Source organism: Synoicihabitans lomoniglobus (assembly GCF_029023725.1).
Taxonomy (GTDB): Bacteria; Verrucomicrobiota; Verrucomicrobiia; order Opitutales; family Opitutaceae; genus Actomonas; species Actomonas lomonigloba.
Map to the genome: position 1 here is coordinate 4,653,771 of NZ_CP119075.1, position 21,885 is coordinate 4,675,655.

Below are 21,885 nucleotides of genomic sequence, written 5' to 3' on the forward strand. Positions count from 1 at the left end.
CCTGCTACTCGACCGGGATTTGCGCGACCCGGAAATTGGCATAACGGGCGGAACGGCCGAACATGTGGCGGAGGCCGAGGTGCCCTTCCGCCATGGGCGGGAATGCCGAGGTGTCCCAGTGAAACAAGCGCGTGGCCTCCGCATTGCTCACTTGCATGAAGAGGTCAGCCCCGTGCCGCACCACCGTGATGTGATGTGGCACCCCTGGCGCGAAGAGGCCGGTGCGCGCGTAGTCCGGCGGCATGGCGGTGTCTTCCAATCCGCGTTGCCGATCGGGTCGGTAGCGCCGGGCGCGCACATAATCGGCCGCCGGGTCGGTGCCCTGCATTTCGAACGCGGCGAAGCTCAGGTGATAGGCGTGCACGTGATCAAAGTAGAGCGACATGCGCGGCACCGTGCGCAGTTCGCGCCACGCCATCAGGTCGGCGACGTAGGGCGGATCTCCGGCGCCGGAGGCGAACAGATAGAGGATGTTCACGTTGCGGGTTTCGTGATCGAGCCGCACGTAGTCGAAGTCGATCCGCACATCGTCCGCGAACCGCTGCCGGGTCCAGAGGACGACGTGATGCGCATTATTGCCGACGTCGGGACCGGCTTGGAGCGTCATGCCTTCCGGCCCCGTGGTCACTTCACCGACCTCGCCGTCGAGTTGCCAATGTTTCCGCCAGTCGCCATGGCCGGGGTCGAAGAACGTTTCAGCTGTCGGCGCGGCGAGTAAAGCGGCGAAGCGCTGCGCGAGTTCGTCGGCTGCCGGCGCGGCGGCGCATATTGCCCCCCAAAGCAGAAGGAGCGGTAGGATGAACCGTTGTTGCAACATGGGGCGGAGCAGGTCGGGGAGTCTTCACCAAAAGCCCCGCCTGCCGAGTGGCGAGGCGGGGCGAGGGTTATGATTTACCTGACAACAGACCGACCTAAAAACGAGTATTGAGGCGCAGGAAGAACTGCCGACCGGGTGCGTAGCGGTAACGGTTGGGCAGAAACGTGGTGTCAAAAACGTTCTTCACGTTGAGACCGAGGTTGTAGCTGTGTCCCATGATTTTGACGTTGGCGCCGATCCCCAGGTCGAACTTCACGTAGCCGTCGAGGTTGGCGGGCGGCACGAGTTGTCCACCGGATACGGGCCAGATGTCGGTTTGTTCAAAGTCGGTCACGCCGCGACCACCGAACGTGAAGGTGGTGCCCGTGAACGCCCCGAAATCACCGAGGTTTTGACGCACGAAAAACGCGGCCGTGTGTTCGGGGGCATAGGCGAGACGGTGGCCCTGGCGGGTCAAGAGTTCGGTGCCGTTGCCGAGAGTGACCTTACTTTGCGGATCATTGGCGACCCAGGCATCGGTGTAACCATACGAGAAGATCAACTGGGTCTGGTCGCTGGGCTTCCAACGCATGTCGAACTCGAACCCGCGGCTGGTTTCCTCACCGGATTGGTTGGCGGGAGCGAAGGTCTCCAGCCCCTCCGAGGTCTGCAAAGTCACCTGCGGGAGGAAGCGCACGATGTTGGTATTGCTCACCTCATAGATGGCGGCGGTCATGGTGACTTTGCCCTCCATGAAGTTGGCTTTGATGCCGAAGTCCATGCCTTCACCGGTTTGAGGTTTGGGAGAGAAATACGTCCCGTCGGGCCGACGCGCCGTGCTGAAGATCGGCAGGAACGATTCCGAATAGGTGGTGTAGATCGAGAGCGTGTCGGTGGCCTTGAAGAGCACTCCGACTTGCGGGACCTTGGCCGGTTCGGCCTCGTCGGTCGAAATGGAGCCATCGGCGGCGTTGTAAGCTTCGACGTTGAAATCGTCGACGCGGATGCCGGCCAGGGTGCGCAGGCGACCGTCCATAAAGGCGAGCTGGTTGGAAATATACCAGCTGTCGGTCAGGTTGGTCGAGGTGCTGCCTGAGCTGCTGCGCACGGTGAAATCGTCGCGGGTGTATTGCGTGAACATCCACGTGGAGGGATCCTCGAGATTCCAGCGGGAATTGGGAAACGCGCCCGGACTGCCGGCGGAAATGATGGAGCGATACTGCAACTCCTCGTGTTGGAAACCGAAGAGATTTTTCACTTCGACCCCACCCCAGTTGAATTCATTGGCGATCTCCGCCTGAAACCAACTGTCCCAGGAACCGCGGCGACGGTAGCTGCCATTGCGGTCACGCAGCATGTTGAGGTTCGAGCCGATCAAATTCAGGTTGGTCGCGTTACTGAGCACCTCTTCATCCCAGCTCGCTTCCGTGTAGTCGGCGCGAAAGGTGAAGTTGTCATTGAAGCGGTGCACGAAGTCCACGGTGTAGACCTCCATCTCCGTGTCGTTGAAATCAAGCGGTGCAGACGTGGAGAACGTTCGATCCACGCCGGGCCAGCCCATGTCGTCGATGTTGAGACTGGAGTTATAGGGCAATGCCGACTGCGGGCGATCGCGGTTGCGGCGGGCGTTCTCGTATTCCACCGTCAGCTGCGTGGCGGGGGTGATCCACCAGGTAAGCGAGGGGTTGACCAACGTCTCGGTCATGAGTGTATCCACATCTTCTCTACCTGCTTCCAGGTAGGAGCCGACGAAACGGAAGGCCAGTTTGCCCGGCGCGATGACCGAGTTGTAATCGAGCACGCTTTTGTAGAATTCTTCGGACCCCATGGTGAGACCCAGACTGCCGAATTGGCCCTTCAGGCTGGGGCGCTTGGTGATGTAGTTCACGTTGCCGCCCGGGTTGAGCTGGCCGTAGAGCAGCGAGGACGGGCCCTTGATAATCTCGACCCGGTCGATGTTGGCGGAGCCCGCCAGCCGGAGGCGGCGGAAGCCGTTGCGCATGGGCACGAAGCTGGACTGGCCGCGCAACGTGAAATTGGTGTTGTCCTCTTCATTGGTCGCCTGACCAGCGCTCTGGGAGACACCCGCCGCGTAGACGACCGCGTCAATGAGATCGTCGGCCGCGATGTCTTTGAGAAAGGCGTCCGTGAAGACCTGCATGCTGACCGGAAGGTTGGCCAGCTCCGTGCGGGTGCGAGTGCCGCTCACGGCCTGGGAGCTCGACCATGCGTCGTCCGTCTCGGTCGAGACGACGAAGGGGTTGAGGACGACGGGATCGTCGTTGGTCGTGGCATCGGAATTGGACTGCGCCAACGCGCTCGTGGCGAGCAACGCCAACAGCACGGCGCCGACCCAGGGGGTTCGGCGCGTGGGGTAGGAATCTTTCGGGGTCATCGGTTTTAGTTCTTGGGTAGGATTAGTTAGCAACACAACCGCCACGGAACGAACTTCCCGGGCGATGACCGCACCATGATAATCGGTCGGAGGGAGTTAATCCGGCGCTCACTCAATCGCATGAGCCGTTGAGCCCCCGGGGGCTGCCCTCCCCGACTCATGCGATTGAGTGCACATGACGCTATTCCCTCCGGGAGTTGCCGCCCAATCTTTCCGGGTGCGTTTACCCTCCTTGCCCCGCTCCCGGCTTCATCGCGCCCTCCTCGCCACTATGGGCCACCTTTTCCTGACCGTGTCCGCTCCCGCGCAGACGTTACCTCCGCTGCGAGCAGCGTTTGTGGCGGATCAACCGTTGCTGGATCTGACCATTACGCCACCGGACGACGAGATCTACGAGGTGCGCCTCCATGTCGACGATCTCGATAAACTCGAAACCGCCGCCGACTTGAAATTTGCCGGGGAGATCTATCTGCCCACCAATCCGGACCTGCCGATGAACCCGCTCCCGGGGCACCAGGTTTTCTTCGTGCATCGCAACGCCACCTCCGCGCCGTGGGAACTCGCGGTGACGTTTGCACCGCATACTCGCGGCACCTGGAATCTCAACGGTCCCTTCGCGCCGACGGAAGGTTCGCTGGAGGGCTCGTTCGCCGTTCCCGTCGACCAACTGCTCCCCGGCGAAAACCTCCTCCAATTCAACGGCTGGTCCGTGGCTCCGCCGCAGATGTGGTATCGGCGCGAGGTTTCCTCCCGAGCGGGTCCGACGCACTTCCGTGTCCCGCTGACAGCGATGACCGCCCGGGTGGAGTTATGGTCACCAGGAGGCCCCCAAGCCCTTGCTTCGGTGGAAGTCACGCGGTCGGCACCTCCCGAACGGCCGCCGGCGGCCGTTACCGACGTCAGCGCCGCGACCGTAGCCGATCGCGTTCATCTGCTTCGCGCCGCCCGCGCGGTTGGGGCCAATGTATTGCAATCGCGAATACCGGCGAGTCATCCCCAGTTCGCCGATGGCTTCCATCTCATTTACGACGACACCCGCGGCCTCTGGCGCGTGCCGCACTGGGTGTGGGCGTGGGGGCCGGCCATCAAGCTGCTGCTCGATCTCGAAACCCAGTTGCCGGCCGATCCGGCCCTGCCGCCGGGCACCTATCGCGACGCTGCCGCGGCAGCCGGGTTGCGCAGTCTCGACTTCATTTTCCACGACCCGGACCACCCCACCCACGACATCGCCACGGTGCGCTGGTCGCAATCGCCCGACACGCTCGACGGCGTAGTGGAATACCGCTCGACCGCCGACTCCCTTTTTCTGGCCGGCTGGGGCTGGATGCCGCTGCACGCCGCCACCGGCGACGACCGCTTTCTAACAGCGACCCGTCGGCTTACCGACGCGGCGGAGCGCCTGATGGATGCGTATCCCGTGGTGCCGCAGGACTACGTCGTGCAGCGCGAGCGGTGGACCCCCCACACCCTCGACGAATCCGTGTTCGGAATGGTCGGGTTCGAGCGCCTGCACGCCTTGGTCGGAGACCCCGATGCAATCGATCGCGGCACCCGTTTTCTCGACTCGCATCTCACGCACATGGGCCAACCCGACGGGCTGTTGGCTCGCGGCTGGTTGCGCGATGAGGACCGCGATTTCTGGGACGCCGACATCAAGGGTCACCTCTGGGTGCTGCACGGCTACCTCTCCGGCTACGAACTTACCACCGACCACCGCTACCTCACCCTCGCTCGCCAACTCGCCGCCAAGATCGCCACCGCGCAGGCGGAGGACGGAGCCTGGACCCATGCGTTTCACGTGCCGAAGGCGGAGGACTCGATCGACGAGCGGGCCGTGGCCATCGGCGCGTGGCTGTTTTATGAAATGCACCGACTCACGGGCGACGCGGCTCCGCTCCGCACGGCCCGCCGCGCACTCACGTGGTGCCTGCGCCATCAGGACTTGAGCGCGAATCCCGATCTGCATGGTGCGTTGCCCAACATCACCAACATGGGCCACCTCAACCGTCGGCGCATGACCATTCTCTACTCGACGGTGTTCTTCGGCCACGCGTTGTTGGCGGAACTCGCCTTGCCAGAACTCACTGCGGCGGACTTACCCTGATGGTCGTGGAATCCCCGTCCTTTGTCCGTCTGCCCAGCCTGCACGACCGCGAAATCGATGCCGAGGTCGCTCGGTTGTCGGCACCGACTTCGCCTCCGCCTCCCGCCGACTTCGCGGCCTTCTGGTTGGAGACGTTGGCGCAGGCCCGCGCGATTCCCGTCGCGTCGAAGCTAACGCCGAGCGCCGCAGCCATGACGGGGTTTGAGGTGCAGGAGATTGCCTTCACCTCGTGGGGCCGCGTGCGCCTGCGCGGGTGGTTGGCGACACCGCGCCACCAGCCCGTGCGACGCGGTCTGGTGATCAGTCACGGCTACGGCGGACGCGATGCGCCGGACGCCATTCCGTTGTTGCCCGATGCGGCAATGATTTTCCCGTGCACCCGCGGGCTGGGCCTGAGCATCGATCCGGCTGACCGCGATGCCGCGCCTCATGTGTTGCGCGGCATTGGGTCCCGCGACACCTACATTTTTCGCGGCTGCGCGGCCGACGTCTGGGCCGCGGCCACCGCCCTGATCGAGCACGTGCCCGCCGCCGCGGATTGCCTCGACTATGTGGGGTCCAGCTTCGGCGGCGGCATTGGCGCGCTGGCGTTGCCATGGGACGATCGGTTCCGCCGGGCGTTTCTCGGCGTCCCCAGTTTCGGTCATCATCCGTTGCGCCTGCAAATCCCGTGCGCGGGGAGCGGCGAGTTCGTCCGGCGCTACGCCGCCACTCATCCCGAGGTCGTCGACGTGTTGCGCTACTACGATGCCGCCACCGCGGCCCGCTTTCTGGAACGACCGACGTTGGTGGAATGCGCGCTGATCGACGATGTCGTGCCACCCGTCGGACAATTCGCGGTGCATGCCGCGTTAGCTGGTGACCGGCCGTTGCTCGTGCGTTCCCGCAGTCACGCGGATTACCCGGCGGCGACGGCCGACGACGACGCCGTGCGCACAGCGATCCGGTCGTTCCTTACCAGCTGAGTCGACTTCCACCTCTTCCGTTTTATGCCTACCCCCACCTTTCCCGCCCATTTCACCTGGGGCGTCGCCACCGCCGCTCCGCAAATCGAAGGCGCCGCCTTTCTCGACGGCAAAGGCGAGTCCGTCTGGGATCGCTTCGCCCGCGTGCCCGGAAAAATTCACGGCGACGCCAACCTCGATGTAACGTGCGATCACTATCACCGCTACGCATCGGACTTTGCTCTCATGCAGGAACTCGGGGTCAAAAACTACCGCCTCTCGCTGGCCTGGCCGCGGGTGATTCCCGACGGCGCTGGCACGCCCAATCCGGCGGGGCTCGCCTTTTACGACCGCTTGATCGACGCCATGCTCGCGCACGACATCCAGCCGTGGGTGACGATGTTTCACTGGGACCTGCCGCAGGCGTTGGAGGATCAAGGCGGGTGGCGCGTGCGATCCACCGCCGCCGCTTTCGGGCGCTACGCCGATCTTATCGTCTCCACCTACGGCGACCGCGTGAAAAACTGGATCACGCTCAACGAAATGCGCTGCTTTACGGTGCTCGCCTACGGCGACGTCATCCGCCCACCCGGGATCATCGAGTCCGACCAGATCGTGCACCAGACCTACCACACCGCGCTGCTCGCCCACGGTGAGGGCGTGCGCGCGGTGCGCGAGCACGGCGCCCCCGGCGCCCGCGTCGGGCTCACCGACGATGCGGTCATTCCCGTGCCGATCATGGAAACCGCGCCGCACATCGCGGCTGCCGAACAAGCCTTTCGCGAGCTCAACTACCGCTCGATTGATCCGGTCTTTCGCGGCGAATACGGCGCGCTTTACCAGCAAATCGCCGGAGACCACGGCGCCGAAACCGAGGCGGACGACTTCGCCCTCATCAGCCAACCCACCGACTTCTTCGGCCTCAATATTTACACCGGAGTCTACGTGCGCGCCGGCGAGGACGGTCGTCCTGAAACATTGCCTTTCCCGCCCAGCTATCCGACGGCCGATGCGCCATGGCTACGACTCCTGCCGCAGGCGATGTATTGGGGCCCGCGACTCATGCAAAGCGTCTACGGCGTGAAGCAGATCTACATCACTGAAAACGGAGCGGGCTACGACGACGTGCCCACCGCCAACGGCGAGATCCTCGATCTGCATCGCCGCCAATACGTGCGCCAGTGCCTCGGCGAACTGCACCGTGCGATCGCCGACGGCGTGCCGGTTGACGGCTATTTTTGTTGGTCGTTCATGGATAACTTCGAGTGGCTCGAAGGCTTCAGCAAACGCTTCGGCATCTGCTACACCGACTACGCCACGCAACGCCGCACGCCCAAGCTCAGCGCCCAATGGTATGCGGAAGTGATGCGCACCAACACGCTGGTGTAGCCTACGCCTGCTCGTCCCCCAATCCCCGTCGTGCCCCGCCCCTTTCGCCTCCGTCGTCGTCCGACGCCGACCTCGTTTTTGCCAACAGGGGCGTGGATCGTGGTGCTCGTCGGGGTCGTGTCGTCGGCCGTGTTTCTGAGCTGGCCACCGACCGAGCGTCCGGGACGGGAGTTCTGGATTTTCAGCAATCAACGACTCACCGACTACGAGTCCGCCATCGCGGATTGGAATCGCGACCACCCCGATGCCCGCGATCAAATCAATATCACGTTGCTGCATCTCTCGGCACTCGAACGTCGCATGATGGCGGCGGCGACCGCCGACGCGCCCATTGCCGATTTGGTCGAGGGTGAACGCGACCTCGTCGCCCGCGTATTTGCGGGACCGATCGAAGAGGTGGGATTTGTCGATCTCACCGACCGCATCGCCGCCGAAAACCTGCTCGACCAATTCAACGCACCGTCGCTGTCCCCATGGATCTCGCGCGGGCGGATCTTCGGCCTGCCGCACGATGTGCATCCCTGTCTGCTCGGTTACCGGTCCGACATCGTCGAGGCGGCCGGCATCGATGTCTCGCAGATCGAAACATGGGACGACTTTTACCGCGTGCTCGGACCGCTCATCGCCGACCTCGACGGCGACGGTCGACCCGATCGTTACCTGCTCAACTACTGGGAAAACCAACGCGACCAAACGCAGGCTCTCCTGTTGCAGGCCGGCAGTCAGTTCTTCGACGACGCGGGCCACGTCACCGTCGACCACGCGCTCAACGCCCGGGTGCTCGCGCGTTTGGTCACGTGGGTGACCGGTCCCAACCGGTTCTGCGTGGACGCGCCGGAGTTCACCGCCGGTGGCGACCAGATGCGACTCGAAGGCACGGTCATCGCGTCCATCATGCCCGACTGGCTCGCGGGCACGTGGAAGAACTACATTCCCGGACTGGCGGGCAAAGTGAAACTCATGCGACTGCCGGCGTGGGAACCGGGCGGCCGACGCACGTCGGTCTGGGGCGGCACCTGCCTGAGCATCACGACCACGGCGCCCGATCCGGAAAAAAGCTGGGCCTTCGCCAAGCACCTTTATTTTTCGCCGCAAGTGGCGGAAGGACTCTTCCGGTCCACCGCTACGATTTCGCCGGTCAAGGCGATGTGGTCGCGGCCGTTTTACCACGAACCCGATCCGTTTTTCAGCGGGCAAAAAGTCGGGGCGCGCTACATTCGCGAAGCACCCTTCGTGCCGGAGCGCGCCTCGTCGCCGTTCAACACCATGGTCATGGACCGGCTGATGGTGGTGTTGATCGACCTCAAAGCCCACGCGCTCGAGCACCAGCGCTTCGACCCGATCGCGCTCGAACCGGAAGCCCGTCGGCTACTCGCCGCCGCGCAGGCCGATCTGGAGGCCCGCGTCGGCCGCAACGTGCTCTATCGCCCCCCACCGTCGCCATGAAACCCACCCGCCTCCACGCGGCCTGGGCTCCTTGGGTGTTCACGGCTCCATTTCTTCTGCTCTTCCTGTTGTTTACGGCCTGGCCGTTGTTGCAGTCGCTCGTGCTTGCCTTTCAGCAAACGTTCGGCCCGCGGAGCACGCGCTTTGTCGGCTTCGACAACTTTGCCTTTCTCCTGCGCGATCCGCTCTTTTGGCAGGCGGTGCGCAACACCGTGATCTACACGGCCGGCGCCATTTTCGTGCAACTGCCGGTGGCGCTCGGACTCGCGCTGTTGCTCAATCGCCCGCAGCTCCGCGGTCGCGCCTTGTTTCGACTGATCTTTTTCTCCCCTTCGCTGGTCGGCCTCGTGTTCGTGGGCCTCATGTTCCACCTGATGTTTCAGAAGCACACCGGCCTCATCAACGCCGGCCTGCACACGCTGTTCTCCAGTTGGGATCCGGAGTTCGCGTGGCTCGACGCCTACATCATGCCGTCGCTCATCATTGCGTCGGTGTGGCTCTACGCGGGGTTTAACATGATCTACTTCCTGGCCGCGTTGCAGAACGTGAATCGCGAGTTGATGGAGGCCGCCGAAATCGACGGGGCCGGTCCGTGGGCGCGATTCCGGCACGTCGTGCTGCCGGAGATCCGTCCCGTCGCCGGCTTCGTGGTGCTGTTGTCCGTCATTGGCAGTTTTCAGCTCTTCGAACTGCCGTGGGTGCTGCTCAACAACAGTGGCGGCCCCGGCAACAACGGCCTGACCATTGTGATGTATCTGTTCCAGACGGGCTTCCTCACCGGCGATCTCGGTTATGCCAGTGCGATCGGCTGGGTGCTCGGGTTGATCCTCGTCGGCGCGGCGTGGGCCCAGGCCCGGGCCGCGCGAAAGGAGATATCCGGATGACCCCGCGCCGCGCCGCCCTGATCCCGGTTTACGTCGCGCTGATCTTCTTCGCGGTCATCACGCTCATCCCGTTTATCTGGATGATCACCTCCGCCCTCAAAACACCGGAGGATTATTTCACGTCGTTCTTTTTGCCGCGCGGTGAGGGCTGGGGCGGCATCGCCTGGGAGCGACTGACCGCGGACAACTTCCGCCGCCTGTTCCGCGAGTTTCCCATCGGTCGGGCGATGGTGAATTCGTGCATGCTCGCCTCGGTCACGAGCACCCTGGCTACGTTCATCTGCGCGATGGGCGGCTATGGTTTGGCCAAGTTTTCGTTTCGCGGTCGCACGTGGCTCACCAGCCTCGTGCTCGGCGCGTTGATCATCCCCGGACCGTTGCTCATCGCGCCGAGTTATCAACTGCTCTGGCAACTCGGTCTGCTCAACAGCTACGCCGGATTGATTCTGCCCGCGATCGCTCCGGCCTTCGGCGTGTTTCTTTTTCGGCAGGCGATGCTCAACGCCGTGCCGCCCGAACTGCTCGAAGCCGCGCGTATCGATGGCGCCGGTGAATTCCGCATTTTCTTCACCATCGTGATCCCCCTCGTGCGGCCTATGATCGGAGCCTTCCTGCTCATCACGTTTCTGGGGGCGTGGAACAACTTCATCGGACCGCAAATCGCGTTACAAAGCCCCGAGGCATTCCCGCTTTCCGTCGCGATCAACAACCTGCGCGGACTCCACGGCACCGAATACGGACTGATCATGTCCGGCACGCTTGTCTCGATCGCGCCCGTCATGTGCCTGTTCCTCCTGCTTCAGCGCGATTTTATCTCCGGTCTAACTTCGGGCGCCGTCAAAGGCTGACGAAGCAGGCGATCAAGGCGTTGCCGACTGTCCGAATTTGCCGGGATCGGGTTGGTTTTACATGCGGCGGGGGAGCGAACAGCGTTTGGCCTCTTTTCCCCTGTTTGTAACCCGGAGCCACCACCCCTTATGCCCCGCCGACTCCTAGCCTTGTTCTGGCTGCTGGTGATCACCAGTCCGTTCCTGTCCGCCGATCGCCCCGCCGCGCCGCAACCGCTCTACCGTGATCCGGTCTTCGACGGCGCCGCCGATCCCGTCGTGATCTGGAATCCGTCCACCGAGACATGGTGGATGTTCTACACCAACCGCCGCGCCAACGTGCCGGGCTTGTCCGGCGTCGCCTGGGTGCACGGCACCCGCGTCAGCATCGCCGAGTCCGCCGACCGCGGCCTCACGTGGATCCGACGGGGCGATGCCGACATCACACTCCCGCCCCAGATCGGCGGCGACCAACCCACGCACTGGGCACCCGATGTGCTCACCGGTCCCGACGGCACCCACCACATGTATCTGACCGTGGTCCCCGGTGTATTCGAAGACTGGCGACACCCACGTCGCATCGTCCACCTCACCAGCTCCGACCTCGCCCACTGGGATTACCAATCCGCCCTCGAGTTCGCCTCGGATCGCGTGATCGACGCCGGCGTCGCCCGCCAACCCGACGGCACCTGGCGCATGTGGTATAACAATGAGCGCGACGGAAAATCGATCTACTACGCCGATAGTCCCGACCTCTACACCTGGACCGACCAGGGTAAGGCCACCGGTGTCGGCGAAAGACCCGGCGAAGGTCCGTATGTCTTTCACTGGCGCGGCACGAATTGGATGTTGGTCGATCTCTGGAAAGGTCTCGGCGTCTATCACTCCGACGACTTGCTCACTTGGACCGCGCAGGACGGTGACCTGCTCAACTCCCCTGGCCTCGGCCCCGACGATGGCGTCAACGGCGGCCATCCCGGTGTGGTGGTCTGCGGCGATCGCGCCTACCTGTTTTATTTCACCCACCCCGGCCGCGCCGGGACCATCGCACCGGGCGACGGCGACAATCTCGACCTTCGCCGCAGCTCCATCCAAGTCACGGAGCTGCACCTCACCGCCGAAGGGGATCTCACCTGCGACCGCGACGCGCCCACCTTCATCGATCTCATCCCGCCGCCCGCCGCGGCCGACTCCCGCGTCACCTTGACCGAAATCTCGCCCCAAGCTTTCGCCGGTAGTTCCATCAATGCTCCCCCCGGATACCATCAGTCGCTCGTCAGTTCCTCCGATCACCAGTATGCCGGCTACTACGCCGCCGACGGCACGGTCGTGATCGCCACGCAGGAACTGCCCAACGGCGCGTGGACCACACACCCCACCACCTTCACCGGATCCACCGCCGACGCCCACAATACCATCGCCCTGGGACTCGACGGCAGCGGCGCCCTTCACCTCGCGTGGGGTCACCACAACATCCCGCTGCAATACGCCCGCAGCTCCGCCGCCGCGCCGCTCACCTTCGGCGAGCCACAGCCCATGCTCGGTCGCCAGGAGTCGAGCGTGACCTATCCGCAATTTCTACCGCTGCCCGACGGTGATTTGCTTTTCATCCATCGCGACGGCGGCTCCGGCCGCGGCAATCTCATCCTTAATCGCTACGATCCTTCCACGACCACGTGGTCCCGGGTGCACGACAATCTCATCGACGGTGAAGGCCGCCGCAATGCCTACGCCACGCCGTTCGTCGACGCCCACGGCACCTTGCACCTCGCCTGGGTTTGGCGCGAAACGCCCGACGTCGCCACCAACCACGATCTCGCCTACGCGCGGTCCCACGATGGCGGGGTGACGTGGAGCGATGCCGACGGCCGTCCGCTCGACGTGCCATTCAACGCGGCCACCGCAGCTTACGCGGCTCGCATCCCGACCGGGAGCGACCTCATGAATCCACCCGCACTCGCCGCCGATACCGCGGGTCGCCCGTTGATCGCCAACTACTGGCGCGAACCGGGCGACGTCGCACCGCAATATCGCCTCCTGCGCCACGCCCAGGGAACCTGGACCCGGCATACCCTCACCACCAATACCATCGACTTCCAACTCGCGGGCCGCGGCACCAAACGATCACCGTTTTCACGAGGTATCATATCCGCTGGTAAAACCGACGTGGCGTTCCTCTTCCGCCATGACGCGTTCGACGGTGCCCCGCTGCTGATCAGCACTACCGACATCACGACCCGGTCCCCGTCATGGACCACGACGGTGCTGCCCACGGGCAATCTCGGAGCCTGGGAACCGACCGCCGACGCCTCCGCCGCCGGCCGCCACTCCATCCAGGTCCTCACCTCCACCCTTCATCAACGCGACGGCAACGACCACGAGGCCGCCACCCTCGCGCCTCAACCGCTCTCGCTGTTGAACATCGATCTCGCCGCCACTTCGATCGACTTCCCCAACCCGCTCATCCTCCAGCGGGCCGATCCGCACATTCATCGCGGCGACGACGGCTTTTACTACTACATGGGCACGGTGCCGTCTTATGATCGCCTCGAACTGCGCCGCGCCCGCACCATCGCCGGCCTCGCCACCGCTGCGCCTCGGACGATCTGGACGAAACACGCCACCGGCCCCATGGGCGATCACATCTGGGCCCCCGAAATCCACCGACTCGACGGCAAATGGTATGTCTACTTCGCCGCCGGCGACGCGGAAAACCGCTGGCACCTCCGTATCTACGTGCTGGAAAACGCATCGCCCAATCCGCTGGAGGGCGCATGGACCGAACTCGGTCCCATCGACACCGGCTGGGACAACTTTGCCCTCGATGCCACGCTCTTCGAGCACCGCGAAACCACCTACCTGCTCTGGGCTCAAAAAGGCATGGGAGCTCATCCCAACTCCAACCTCTACATCGCCCCGCTTGCCTCGCCGACCACCTTGGCCGCCCCTGCCGTGATGCTCTCCGAACCCGACTACGATTGGGAAAAAGTGCGCTACGCCGTCAACGAAGGTCCCGTCATCCTGCGCGGTCCGGACCAACTGTTCCTCACCTACTCCGCCGCCGGGACCGGACCCGAGTATTGCGTGGGCATGCTCACCGCCGACCTCGACGCCGACCTCATGGACCCAACATCATGGACCAAGTCTGCTGAACCGGTCTTTCAAAGCTCGCCTGAAAACCAAATCTACGGCCCCGGCCACCACACCTTCGTCAAAGCCGACGACGGCGTGACCGACCTCATCGTGTATCACGCCCGTGACTACGCCGAAATCTCCGGCGACCCGTTGCGCGACCCCAACCGCCACACCCGGGTGCAGACCGTGCCCTGGCGCGCCGACGGCACTCCCGACTTTGGCGTTCCTCGGCCCAATACACCGTAAAGCCCTCCGCCGCCAACCAGACCATGCCGACGGTTTCGGATCACGCGCATGAGGACATGGCTTGCCACGACCGCATCCACCCGACCCCGGCATTCGCAAGCGAACGCCCCACCCGGCCAGCCGGAACTTCCCGCCGAGCAGGGCCCATCCATCACAAATGAAACGTTACGCTTTCCTCTTGCTACTCCTCACCACCGCCCGCGCTTTCGCTGCGACCTGGGTTTCCTCCGCCCCGACCGCGGATGCCTTTCCCTTGGTCGCGAACGGACACGCCGCCACGTGGAATCTTTCTCCGACCGCCGACGCGGTGGTCCGACTGGCGGCAGACGATGTGCGCGCCGATATTGAGCGTGTCACGGGCCTCCGCCCCGCGGAAGCCGCGACATCCGCACACCCCCATCCGCTCGTGCTGGTGGGAACCTTGGGGAATCACCCGCGCATCGACGCGCTCGTCGCGGCGGGCAAGTTGGACGTCGGCGAACTCGCCGGTGCCTGGGAAAGTTTTGTCATCACGACCGTCGACCGAGCCCTCGTCATCGTCGGCAGCGATCGCCGCGGCACGGCCTTCGGCGTGTATGAACTCGCTCAAGCAATCGGGGTTTCGCCATGGCATTGGTGGGCCGATGTCGCCCCGGCACCTCGCAACGCCCTCTACGTTGCGCCCGGCACCCGCCGGTTCGGTCCACCATCGGTTAAATATCGCGGTATCTTCCTCAACGACGAGGACTGGGGCCTCCAACCGTGGGCCGCTGAAACCTTCGAACCAGCGACCGGTGACATTGGCCCCCAGACCTACGAAAAGGTCTTCGAACTGCTGCTCCGGTTGAAGGCCAACACGCTGTGGCCCGCCATGCACGCCTGCACGCAGGCCTTCAACCTCAACCCCGCCAACGCGGCGCTCGCCGACGCCTATGCCATTGTCATGGGCTCCTCTCACGCCGAACCCCTGCTCCGCAACAACGTCGGCGAATGGACCGCCCCCAAACCCGACTACAACTACGTCAGCAACCGCGACGGCGTGCGCGCCTACTGGGAGGAGCGGATGCGCACCAACGGCGCCTACGAAAACCTCTACACGCTCGGCATGCGCGGCATTCACGACTCGGGCATCCAAGGCACCACCAGCGACGAGCAACGCATCACGGTCCTCGAACAGGTCTTCGCCGATCAACGCGAACTGCTCGAAACATACGTCACTTCCTCGACTACCCCCCCACCCCAAATCTTCTGCGCCTACAAGGAGGTGCTCGACCTTTACCGGCAGGGTCTCGCGGTGCCCGACGACGTCACGATCGTCTGGCCCGACGACAACTTCGGCTACGTGCGCAACTTTGCCAGTCCCGACGAACAAGCGCGCTCCGGCGGCTTCGGCGTCTACTATCACATTTCGTATCTCGGCCGCCCCATGGCCTACCTGTGGCTCAATACCACGCCGCCCGCGCTCATCTGGGAGGAAATGGCCAAGTCCCACGCCCACGGCGCCGATCAGGTGTGGATCGTCAATGTCGGCGACCTCAAGCCCGCCGAGATCGGCACCGAGTTCTTTCTCGATCTGGCCTGGGACCTCCGTCGTTGGAATCCGGATACACTCGCCGACTTTCTGCCCGCCTGGGCCGCCCGCGAGTTTGGCTCCGCCCAGGCCGACGCCATTACCGACGTGATGAATCGCTATTATCAACTCAACAGCGTGCGTAAACCCGAGCACCTGCAGTGGTGGACGCCGCTCAAAGAGTCGCCCCAACCCAGCCCTTTCACGTCGACCGAGATCGACGCCCGCTTCGCCGCCTTCGCCACGCTTCGCACCGAAGTTGACCGCATTGCGGCGGCCCTGCCTCCCGCTCGCCAAGCCGCTTTTTTCCAGCTCGTCTCCTATCCGATTCACGGCGCTGCGCTCGCCAACCAACGCTATTTCGCCGGCGAACGCGGCGACGCCCCCACGGCCCATGCCGCCGATTCCGCCCTGCACGCCATCACCGCCGAATTCGACACCATCGCCGACGGCAAATGGCGCGGCTTCATGCGCCTCGAACCCGCCGACAACGACTGGCGCTCCATGCGCATCGGCGCCTGGGAAATGCCCCACTTTCCCGCCAAGATCGAACCTGCCGACCGAGCCGCGATCGATCTCGATCTCCCGGCCGCGGCGACCGATGTCTGGCGCGTCATCCCCGGCCTCGGTCACAGCGGGCAAGCGCTGACGATCTGGCCGTTCGACACGCCCCGAAAGGCGGCGTTGACCGTCACCTTTGACGTGCCGCCAACCACCGACGACGACTGGACCCTTGAGCTTCACCGCCTCCCGACCCACCCCATCGATCCCGAGCACGGCCAACCCGTGACGCTCACGCTCGACGACGACCGCACCTTAACGCTCGACGCGACCACGCCCGACGGCTCGGCGGCTTGGGCCGACGGCGTGCTTAACCAGCGCGTCACTCACCGTATCGAGCTCGGCCCGCTCACGCCCGGTCGTCACACCCTCACGCTCACCGCCGGCCCCGGCCTCGTTATCGATGAGCTCCGCCTCCGTCCTGATTAACGCCGAAAGACCGCTGGTGGCCGGCATTTTTGTGATATTTGGCGCCTCTTTGCGGCGAACAAATCGATGCGGTTGGTTCCGGTATTATCCGCGTCGACGGCGAGATCTGCGGTGATTTCCCGTGCGGTGAGGCCGCCTGCGCGCAGGCGGCCTACAACGGAGACGATGATCAACGCGGGCCGAGCGGGAGCTCGGCGTTCCCAGGGGGCGGGTTCTGCCGACCAACTATTCCGCAGATATTACACGAAGATCGCAGAGCACGCGAAGACTCAGAGTGCGTGGACTTGGCGATCTTCGTGTGAACAACGCGTTCTCTCAGGGGCAACGCGTTCTCTCAGGGGCAACGTGGGCCGAGCGGGAGCTCGGCGTTCCCAGGGGGTAAACGTCGGGTGAGGCGCGACTGCCATCGCCTTCCTCTTGAAGAGGCGATGACACCACACGCCCTAATCTTTCGGGGCGCGGTAGGCCTTGTGCCCGGAGCGTTGGGCGGAACGCATTTTGGCCACGAGTTCGGTGGCCAAGGGGTTGTCACCGGCTGTGAGCGCGGCGGCAACTTCGTCGATCGTGGCGATGAAGGTCCGCATGTCCTCCCGGTATTTGGCGATGAATGCCGTGCGTTCGGCGGCGGGCTTTTCCGCGGCGTAGGCGGGTTCAAATGCGAGCCCTTTTTCAGCCGCCGCCCGGATGGTGGCGAGTTGTTCGAGGGTGGAGGCGTTGGCACTGGCATCTTCGACTTGGCGGCGCACCAACTTGAAGGCGTCGCTTATCATTTCCATCTGCTCACCAAGCGGGGTTTCGTCGTGATCGTCGGCCCGGGCCAACGGAGCCGTGAACAGCGATGCAGTGAGAATGGAAACGAGGTGAAGGTGGCGAAATTTCATAGGGTGAAGCATCAGGTGAAACGGAACTGCAGTCAGACGGATTGCCCTGCTGCGGTCAATGAACGGAAACGGTGAAAACGGATAATCACACCGTCGGTGAATCCCGCCCCACGCCGCATCAAATCGGCCGCGTCGCGGCCGTAATCCCTCATTCATACCATGTTTCTCCTAGGGCATAGCACCAAGCACACGAACCTACCTTGTCACCGGGTTGGTTTTACGCTTCCTGTGCCCGGCGCATGCGTCTGTTCGGGTGGATACTTCTGGCATCGGGTTGGTTAGGTGCGAGTTCGATTTGGGCACAAGCTCAGGTTGCGTCATCGGTCCCCATCGCAACCGAGGCGCTGGCCGACGCTTTTCGAGGTCGCAGTTGGGAGATTGACGAGGGTTACCCGGATGTCACCGCCACCTGTTTTGCCCAAACCGAGGATGGGTATTTATGGATCGGCACATTCGGTCGACTCCTGCGTTTCGACGGACTCACGTTCGTCGAAATCAAGCATCCGGATGCCCCCGCTTTGGGCCAGTCGATGGTGCTGGATGTCAACGTCGATGCCGCCGGGGCGTTGTGGGTCGGCACGTCCCAGGGAGTCGGTCGCTACCAGCAGGGTCGTTGGCAATGGTTCGGCCCGGCCGAAGGCGTTTCCACCGGGATCGTGCGGGATGTTGATATGGATGGATCGGGCAATGTTTACGCCACGCGAGGCAACCAGCTGCTGCGATTGCAGGACGGACGCTTCGAACCCATCGCGTTGCCCCGCCCTTCCGTGCGACCCGGCGGCCCCCTGCGCATCATCATCGACCGCGAGGGTGTGCTTTGGGCGGTGGACCACGCGTGGCTCGCCCGACTACTACCCGCAGGATGGCAGGTCATCGCCGAGGGCGATCCCGCCGACGAAGAACCCCTCTTCGATGGACTGGAACCGGCGGCGGAGCGGGGCGTATGGGTCGGCGATCACGGTGTGATCAGAAAGTGGTCCGAGGGCGCCTGGCGCGAAACGATCGCGCGCCCCCCGGGACAAGAAATCGGCGTAGTGACGATGTTGGAAGATCAGCAACGGGGATTGTGGGGCGGCTCTTATGTCAGCGGTTTGTTTCGCATCCGGGAGGATGGCACCATTGAAAATCGCGCCCGCGAGGTCGGGCTGCGCAACCCTTCCGTCCTGAGCATGTTCGAGGATGTGGAAGGCGATATCTGGGTCGGCACCAATGGCGGTGGGATTCTGCGTCTGCGGCCCCGCACCATTCGCCTGTCGACGGAGGACCACGAGTTGGCTCAATCAATCATCAACAGTCTGGTGCCCCATGACGGGGGGTTCCTGCTCGCGACCCACGGAGCCGGCGTGCGCCAATGGCGGGATGGCACCTTCAGTTCGCCTTTTTGGGCACTGGGGCCCGCCAAGTCCAGTTGGCCGCAATCGCTGTTGATCGATCCGGACGGACGTTGCTGGGTCGGTTCCTTCGCCGACGGGCTCCATACCGCCATGCCGGGTGATGATGCCGGTCTGGTTGCGATCCCGGCCGACGAGGTTCCCGGCCGCAATATCGGCGGTCTGCTGCGCGATCGCACCGGATCACTCTGGGTCGCGTCCGACCTGGGCGTATCCCGGCAGGCCCCGGACGGATCGTGGCACCAATGGTCCCCACCCGGCACCGCACCCAACGCGTCCGGCATCGCCATCCTGGCCCGTGACTCCGACGGGGCGGTGTGGTTGGCCACGCGCACGGGACAATTGTGGCGTTGGGACGAAGGCGCGGCGCAACCCAGCGCCATCTCGGCACCTCACGGCGAATATGCGGCCCGGGTGCAGGCGCTCGTCTCCGCGCACGGTGGCGGCGTCTGGGCGACGGATACCGATGGCGAAATCGGCCGCTGGCGCGGTGATCAGTGGACGGGGCTGGCAACGCCCGCGGATCTGCCGGAGGGCGATTGGGGCGTTATGCTCGACGACGGACAGTCGAGTCTGTGGCTCGCCGGCGGCGAGGGACTGCTGCGTCTCACCTTCCCGTCGCCCGATCAAGATCTGCCCCCTGCGGTCGCCGCGGCCGGACCGTTTCAACTCAGCTTGTTCAGCCAAGCCGACGGCATGCCTCCGTCCGGCATCCGGGCGAACTTCCAGCCCTCCATTCATCAGGATGCGAGGGGCAAAATCTGGTTCGCGACCTACAAGGGACTGGCGGTCATCGATCCCACCAGCATTCCGGTGACCTCCGTCGCCCCTCAACCGGTCATCGAGTCGGTGGTGGTGGGAAGCACGGTCTACCCAGTCGACCCGACGCGACCCGAAGTGGTCCTGCCTCCGCTCACTCGCCGTGCGATTGTCAACTATACCGGCGTGTCGCTGGGCACTCCGGAGCTGGTGCGCTTTGCGGTGAGTATCGATCCCGTCGATACCGTTTGGGCGGAAGTCGGCCAACTGCGCCATGTCCAACTCCTCGACTTCAAACCCGGGCGCTACGTCGTGCAGGTCCAGGCGTGGCGCGAAGACCTGCGTCGGTATCAGCCGACGCCCGCCCGTCTCGTGGTCATCTTCGAGCCCGCTTGGTGGGAAACCTGGTGGTTTCGGCTCCTCGTGATCGCCGTTGGACTCGGGTTGATCGGCTGGGCATTGCGGGCGTTTCTCCGCGCTCGCGAGCGCCGCCTCAATGAGCGCACCGCTCAATGGGAGGCCCTGGAAAAGGAACGTCAGGGGGCCCGCGATGCCCGGGTTGCCTCGGAGATTTCCGCCGCTGCCAGCCGCGCCAAAAGCGATTTTCTCGCCACCATGAGCCACGAGATCCGCACGCCGCTCAACGGGGTGATCGGGTCGGCCGAGCTGCTCTCCACCACGGATCTCAACCGCGAACAATCCGATCATCTGCAAACCCTGCAGTCGTCCGCGGAATCGTTGCTCGGCATCCTCAACGACGTGCTCGATTTTGCCAAGATCGAGGCAGGCCACGTGGAGCTGAGCAACACGCCGTTCGACCTGCCCCGCCTCGCCCGCGAAGTCAGCGAGGTGATCGTGCCGCAGACGGTTGCCAAGGGTCTGGAGTTTGGCCTGGTTCTCACGCCCGACGTCACCGCCCACTTGCACGGCGATGCGGGGCGGCTGCGCCAGATCCTGCTCAACCTCCTGAGCAACGCCACCAAGTTCACCACCCGGGGTGAAGTGGAATTGCGGATACAGCTCGCCGACCCGACGGATTCCACCCGCATCCGGTTCGCCGTGCGCGACTCGGGCATCGGCATCGCTTCCTCGGCATTGCAACGCGTGATGGAACGCTTCACCCAGGCCGACAGCTCGACCACCCGCCGGTTCGGCGGCACCGGCCTCGGCCTGACGATCTGCCGCAGTCTCCTCGAGCTCATGGGCAGCACGTTGGAGGTGCACAGTGAGGAGGGCGTGGGCACGACCTTCGCCTTCACCGTGGCGTTGCCCCCTGATCCGGCCACCGCCCCGACCGCCCTACCGGTGCCCTTCACCCACGCGGTGGTCCACGGCAGCACTCCGCTCACGCTGGATGCCACTGTCACCGCCCTGCAACGACTCGGTCTCACTGTCCACGGCACGCTTGAGGTTGCGCCCGCCAAGACTCTGCTCGCCCGGTCGCCGGCCGAAACCACCGTGCTGGTCAAACCGTATTCGACCGGGGCCGCCGATCTGGATTGGCCCGTCTCCCACACGCTCACCCTGACGGACCCCAACCAGCCGATCACCGTCCCGCACGCGCTTCGTCGCCCCGTGCTCAGTGTCGAGGACTGGCAACGGGCCCTCGTCGGACTGCGCAGCCCGCCGGTCACGACGACCACGACGACCACCGTATCAAAAAACAAATGGCAGGCGCCCACCCGCGATGGACGACCGCCGCTGGTGCTACTGGTGGAAGACGATCCCACAAGTCGGCGCGTCGGGCTGCAACTGCTCAAGCGCCTGGGTTGCGAGAGCGAAGTGGCCGCCGACGGCGATCAGGCGGTGGCGGCCTTCGCCCCCGGGAAATACGCGCTGATTCTGATGGATTGCCACATGCCCGTGCTCGATGGATTTTCCGCCACGACTCAAATCCGACAAATCGAAAAATTGGCGACCAGCCGCACTCCCATCATCGCCTTGACGGCCAACGTCGTCGCCGAGGACCGCGCTCGCTGCTTTGCCGTCGGCATGGATGACTTCCTGTCCAAACCCGTGCGCACCCCTTTGCTCGCCGCGGTCTTGGAACGTTGGCTGACATCCCCTCCCGCTTCACCGCACGCTTCCCCGTCAGCGGCCCCGTAGATGCGTTGGTCGTGACGGGGTGATCTTTCGCATCGACCCCATC

At 64.2% G+C, this 21,885-nt stretch carries 12 protein-coding genes; 9 read left to right on the forward strand and 3 right to left on the reverse strand.

Annotated features, from left to right (window positions below):
- Positions 1-4 precede the first annotated feature (4 nt).
- The gene (locus tag PXH66_RS17880) at positions 5-817 is read right to left on the reverse strand and encodes a DUF1961 family protein (RefSeq protein ID WP_330931123.1); all 813 of its coding nucleotides are present in this window, start codon (positions 815-817) and stop codon (positions 5-7) included.
- 94 nt (positions 818-911) lie between these two features.
- Positions 912-3,191 (reverse strand): TonB-dependent siderophore receptor, encoded by a 2,280-nt coding sequence (locus PXH66_RS17885; RefSeq protein WP_330931122.1) that lies wholly within the window; start codon positions 3,189-3,191, stop codon positions 912-914.
- A 292-nt stretch (positions 3,192-3,483) separates the two neighbouring features.
- On the opposite strand from PXH66_RS17885, the gene PXH66_RS17890 reads away from it, so the two are divergent.
- The 8 genes from PXH66_RS17890 to PXH66_RS17925 all read left to right on the forward strand — a co-directional run bounded on the left by PXH66_RS17890 (position 3,484) and on the right by PXH66_RS17925 (position 16,705).
- The gene (locus tag PXH66_RS17890; protein WP_330932093.1) at positions 3,484-5,295 is read left to right on the forward strand and encodes a hypothetical protein; all 1,812 of its coding nucleotides are present in this window, start codon (positions 3,484-3,486) and stop codon (positions 5,293-5,295) included.
- A gap of 5 nt (positions 5,296-5,300) precedes the next feature.
- Complete coding sequence (locus PXH66_RS17895) at positions 5,301-6,260, forward strand: acetylxylan esterase (protein ID WP_330931120.1); 960 nt, start codon at positions 5,301-5,303, stop codon at positions 6,258-6,260.
- Between the two features lie 24 nt (positions 6,261-6,284).
- Positions 6,285-7,628 carry a GH1 family beta-glucosidase gene (locus PXH66_RS17900; RefSeq protein ID WP_330931119.1) on the forward strand — a complete coding sequence of 448 codons (1,344 nt, stop codon included), beginning with the start codon at positions 6,285-6,287 and terminating at the stop codon, positions 7,626-7,628.
- 30 nt (positions 7,629-7,658) lie between these two features.
- Positions 7,659-9,074, forward strand: coding sequence for an ABC transporter substrate-binding protein (locus tag PXH66_RS17905; RefSeq protein ID WP_330931118.1), 1,416 nt, complete (start codon positions 7,659-7,661; stop codon positions 9,072-9,074).
- Positions 9,071-9,958, forward strand: a complete 888-nt coding sequence (locus tag PXH66_RS17910) for a carbohydrate ABC transporter permease (protein WP_330931117.1) — start codon at positions 9,071-9,073, stop codon at positions 9,956-9,958. The genes PXH66_RS17905 and PXH66_RS17910 overlap by 4 nt, the downstream gene beginning before the upstream one ends.
- Positions 9,955-10,806 (forward strand): carbohydrate ABC transporter permease, encoded by an 852-nt coding sequence (locus tag PXH66_RS17915; protein WP_330931116.1) that lies wholly within the window; start codon positions 9,955-9,957, stop codon positions 10,804-10,806. The genes PXH66_RS17910 and PXH66_RS17915 overlap by 4 nt, the downstream gene beginning before the upstream one ends.
- Before the next feature lie 129 nt (positions 10,807-10,935).
- Complete coding sequence (locus tag PXH66_RS17920) at positions 10,936-14,166, forward strand: BNR-4 repeat-containing protein (RefSeq protein WP_330931115.1); 3,231 nt, start codon at positions 10,936-10,938, stop codon at positions 14,164-14,166.
- 157 nt (positions 14,167-14,323) lie between these two features.
- Complete coding sequence (locus tag PXH66_RS17925; RefSeq protein ID WP_330931114.1) at positions 14,324-16,705, forward strand: glycosyl hydrolase 115 family protein; 2,382 nt, start codon at positions 14,324-14,326, stop codon at positions 16,703-16,705.
- Positions 16,706-17,148: 443 nt separating this feature from the next.
- Here the strand turns inward: PXH66_RS17925 and PXH66_RS17930 are convergent, their stop codons facing one another.
- Positions 17,149-17,586, reverse strand: a complete 438-nt coding sequence (locus PXH66_RS17930; protein ID WP_330931113.1) for a cytochrome b562 — start codon at positions 17,584-17,586, stop codon at positions 17,149-17,151.
- Positions 17,587-17,825: 239 nt separating this feature from the next.
- On the opposite strand from PXH66_RS17930, the gene PXH66_RS17935 reads away from it, so the two are divergent.
- The gene (locus PXH66_RS17935) at positions 17,826-21,842 is read left to right on the forward strand and encodes an ATP-binding protein (RefSeq protein ID WP_330931112.1); all 4,017 of its coding nucleotides are present in this window, start codon (positions 17,826-17,828) and stop codon (positions 21,840-21,842) included.
- Positions 21,843-21,885: the final 43 nt, after the last annotated feature.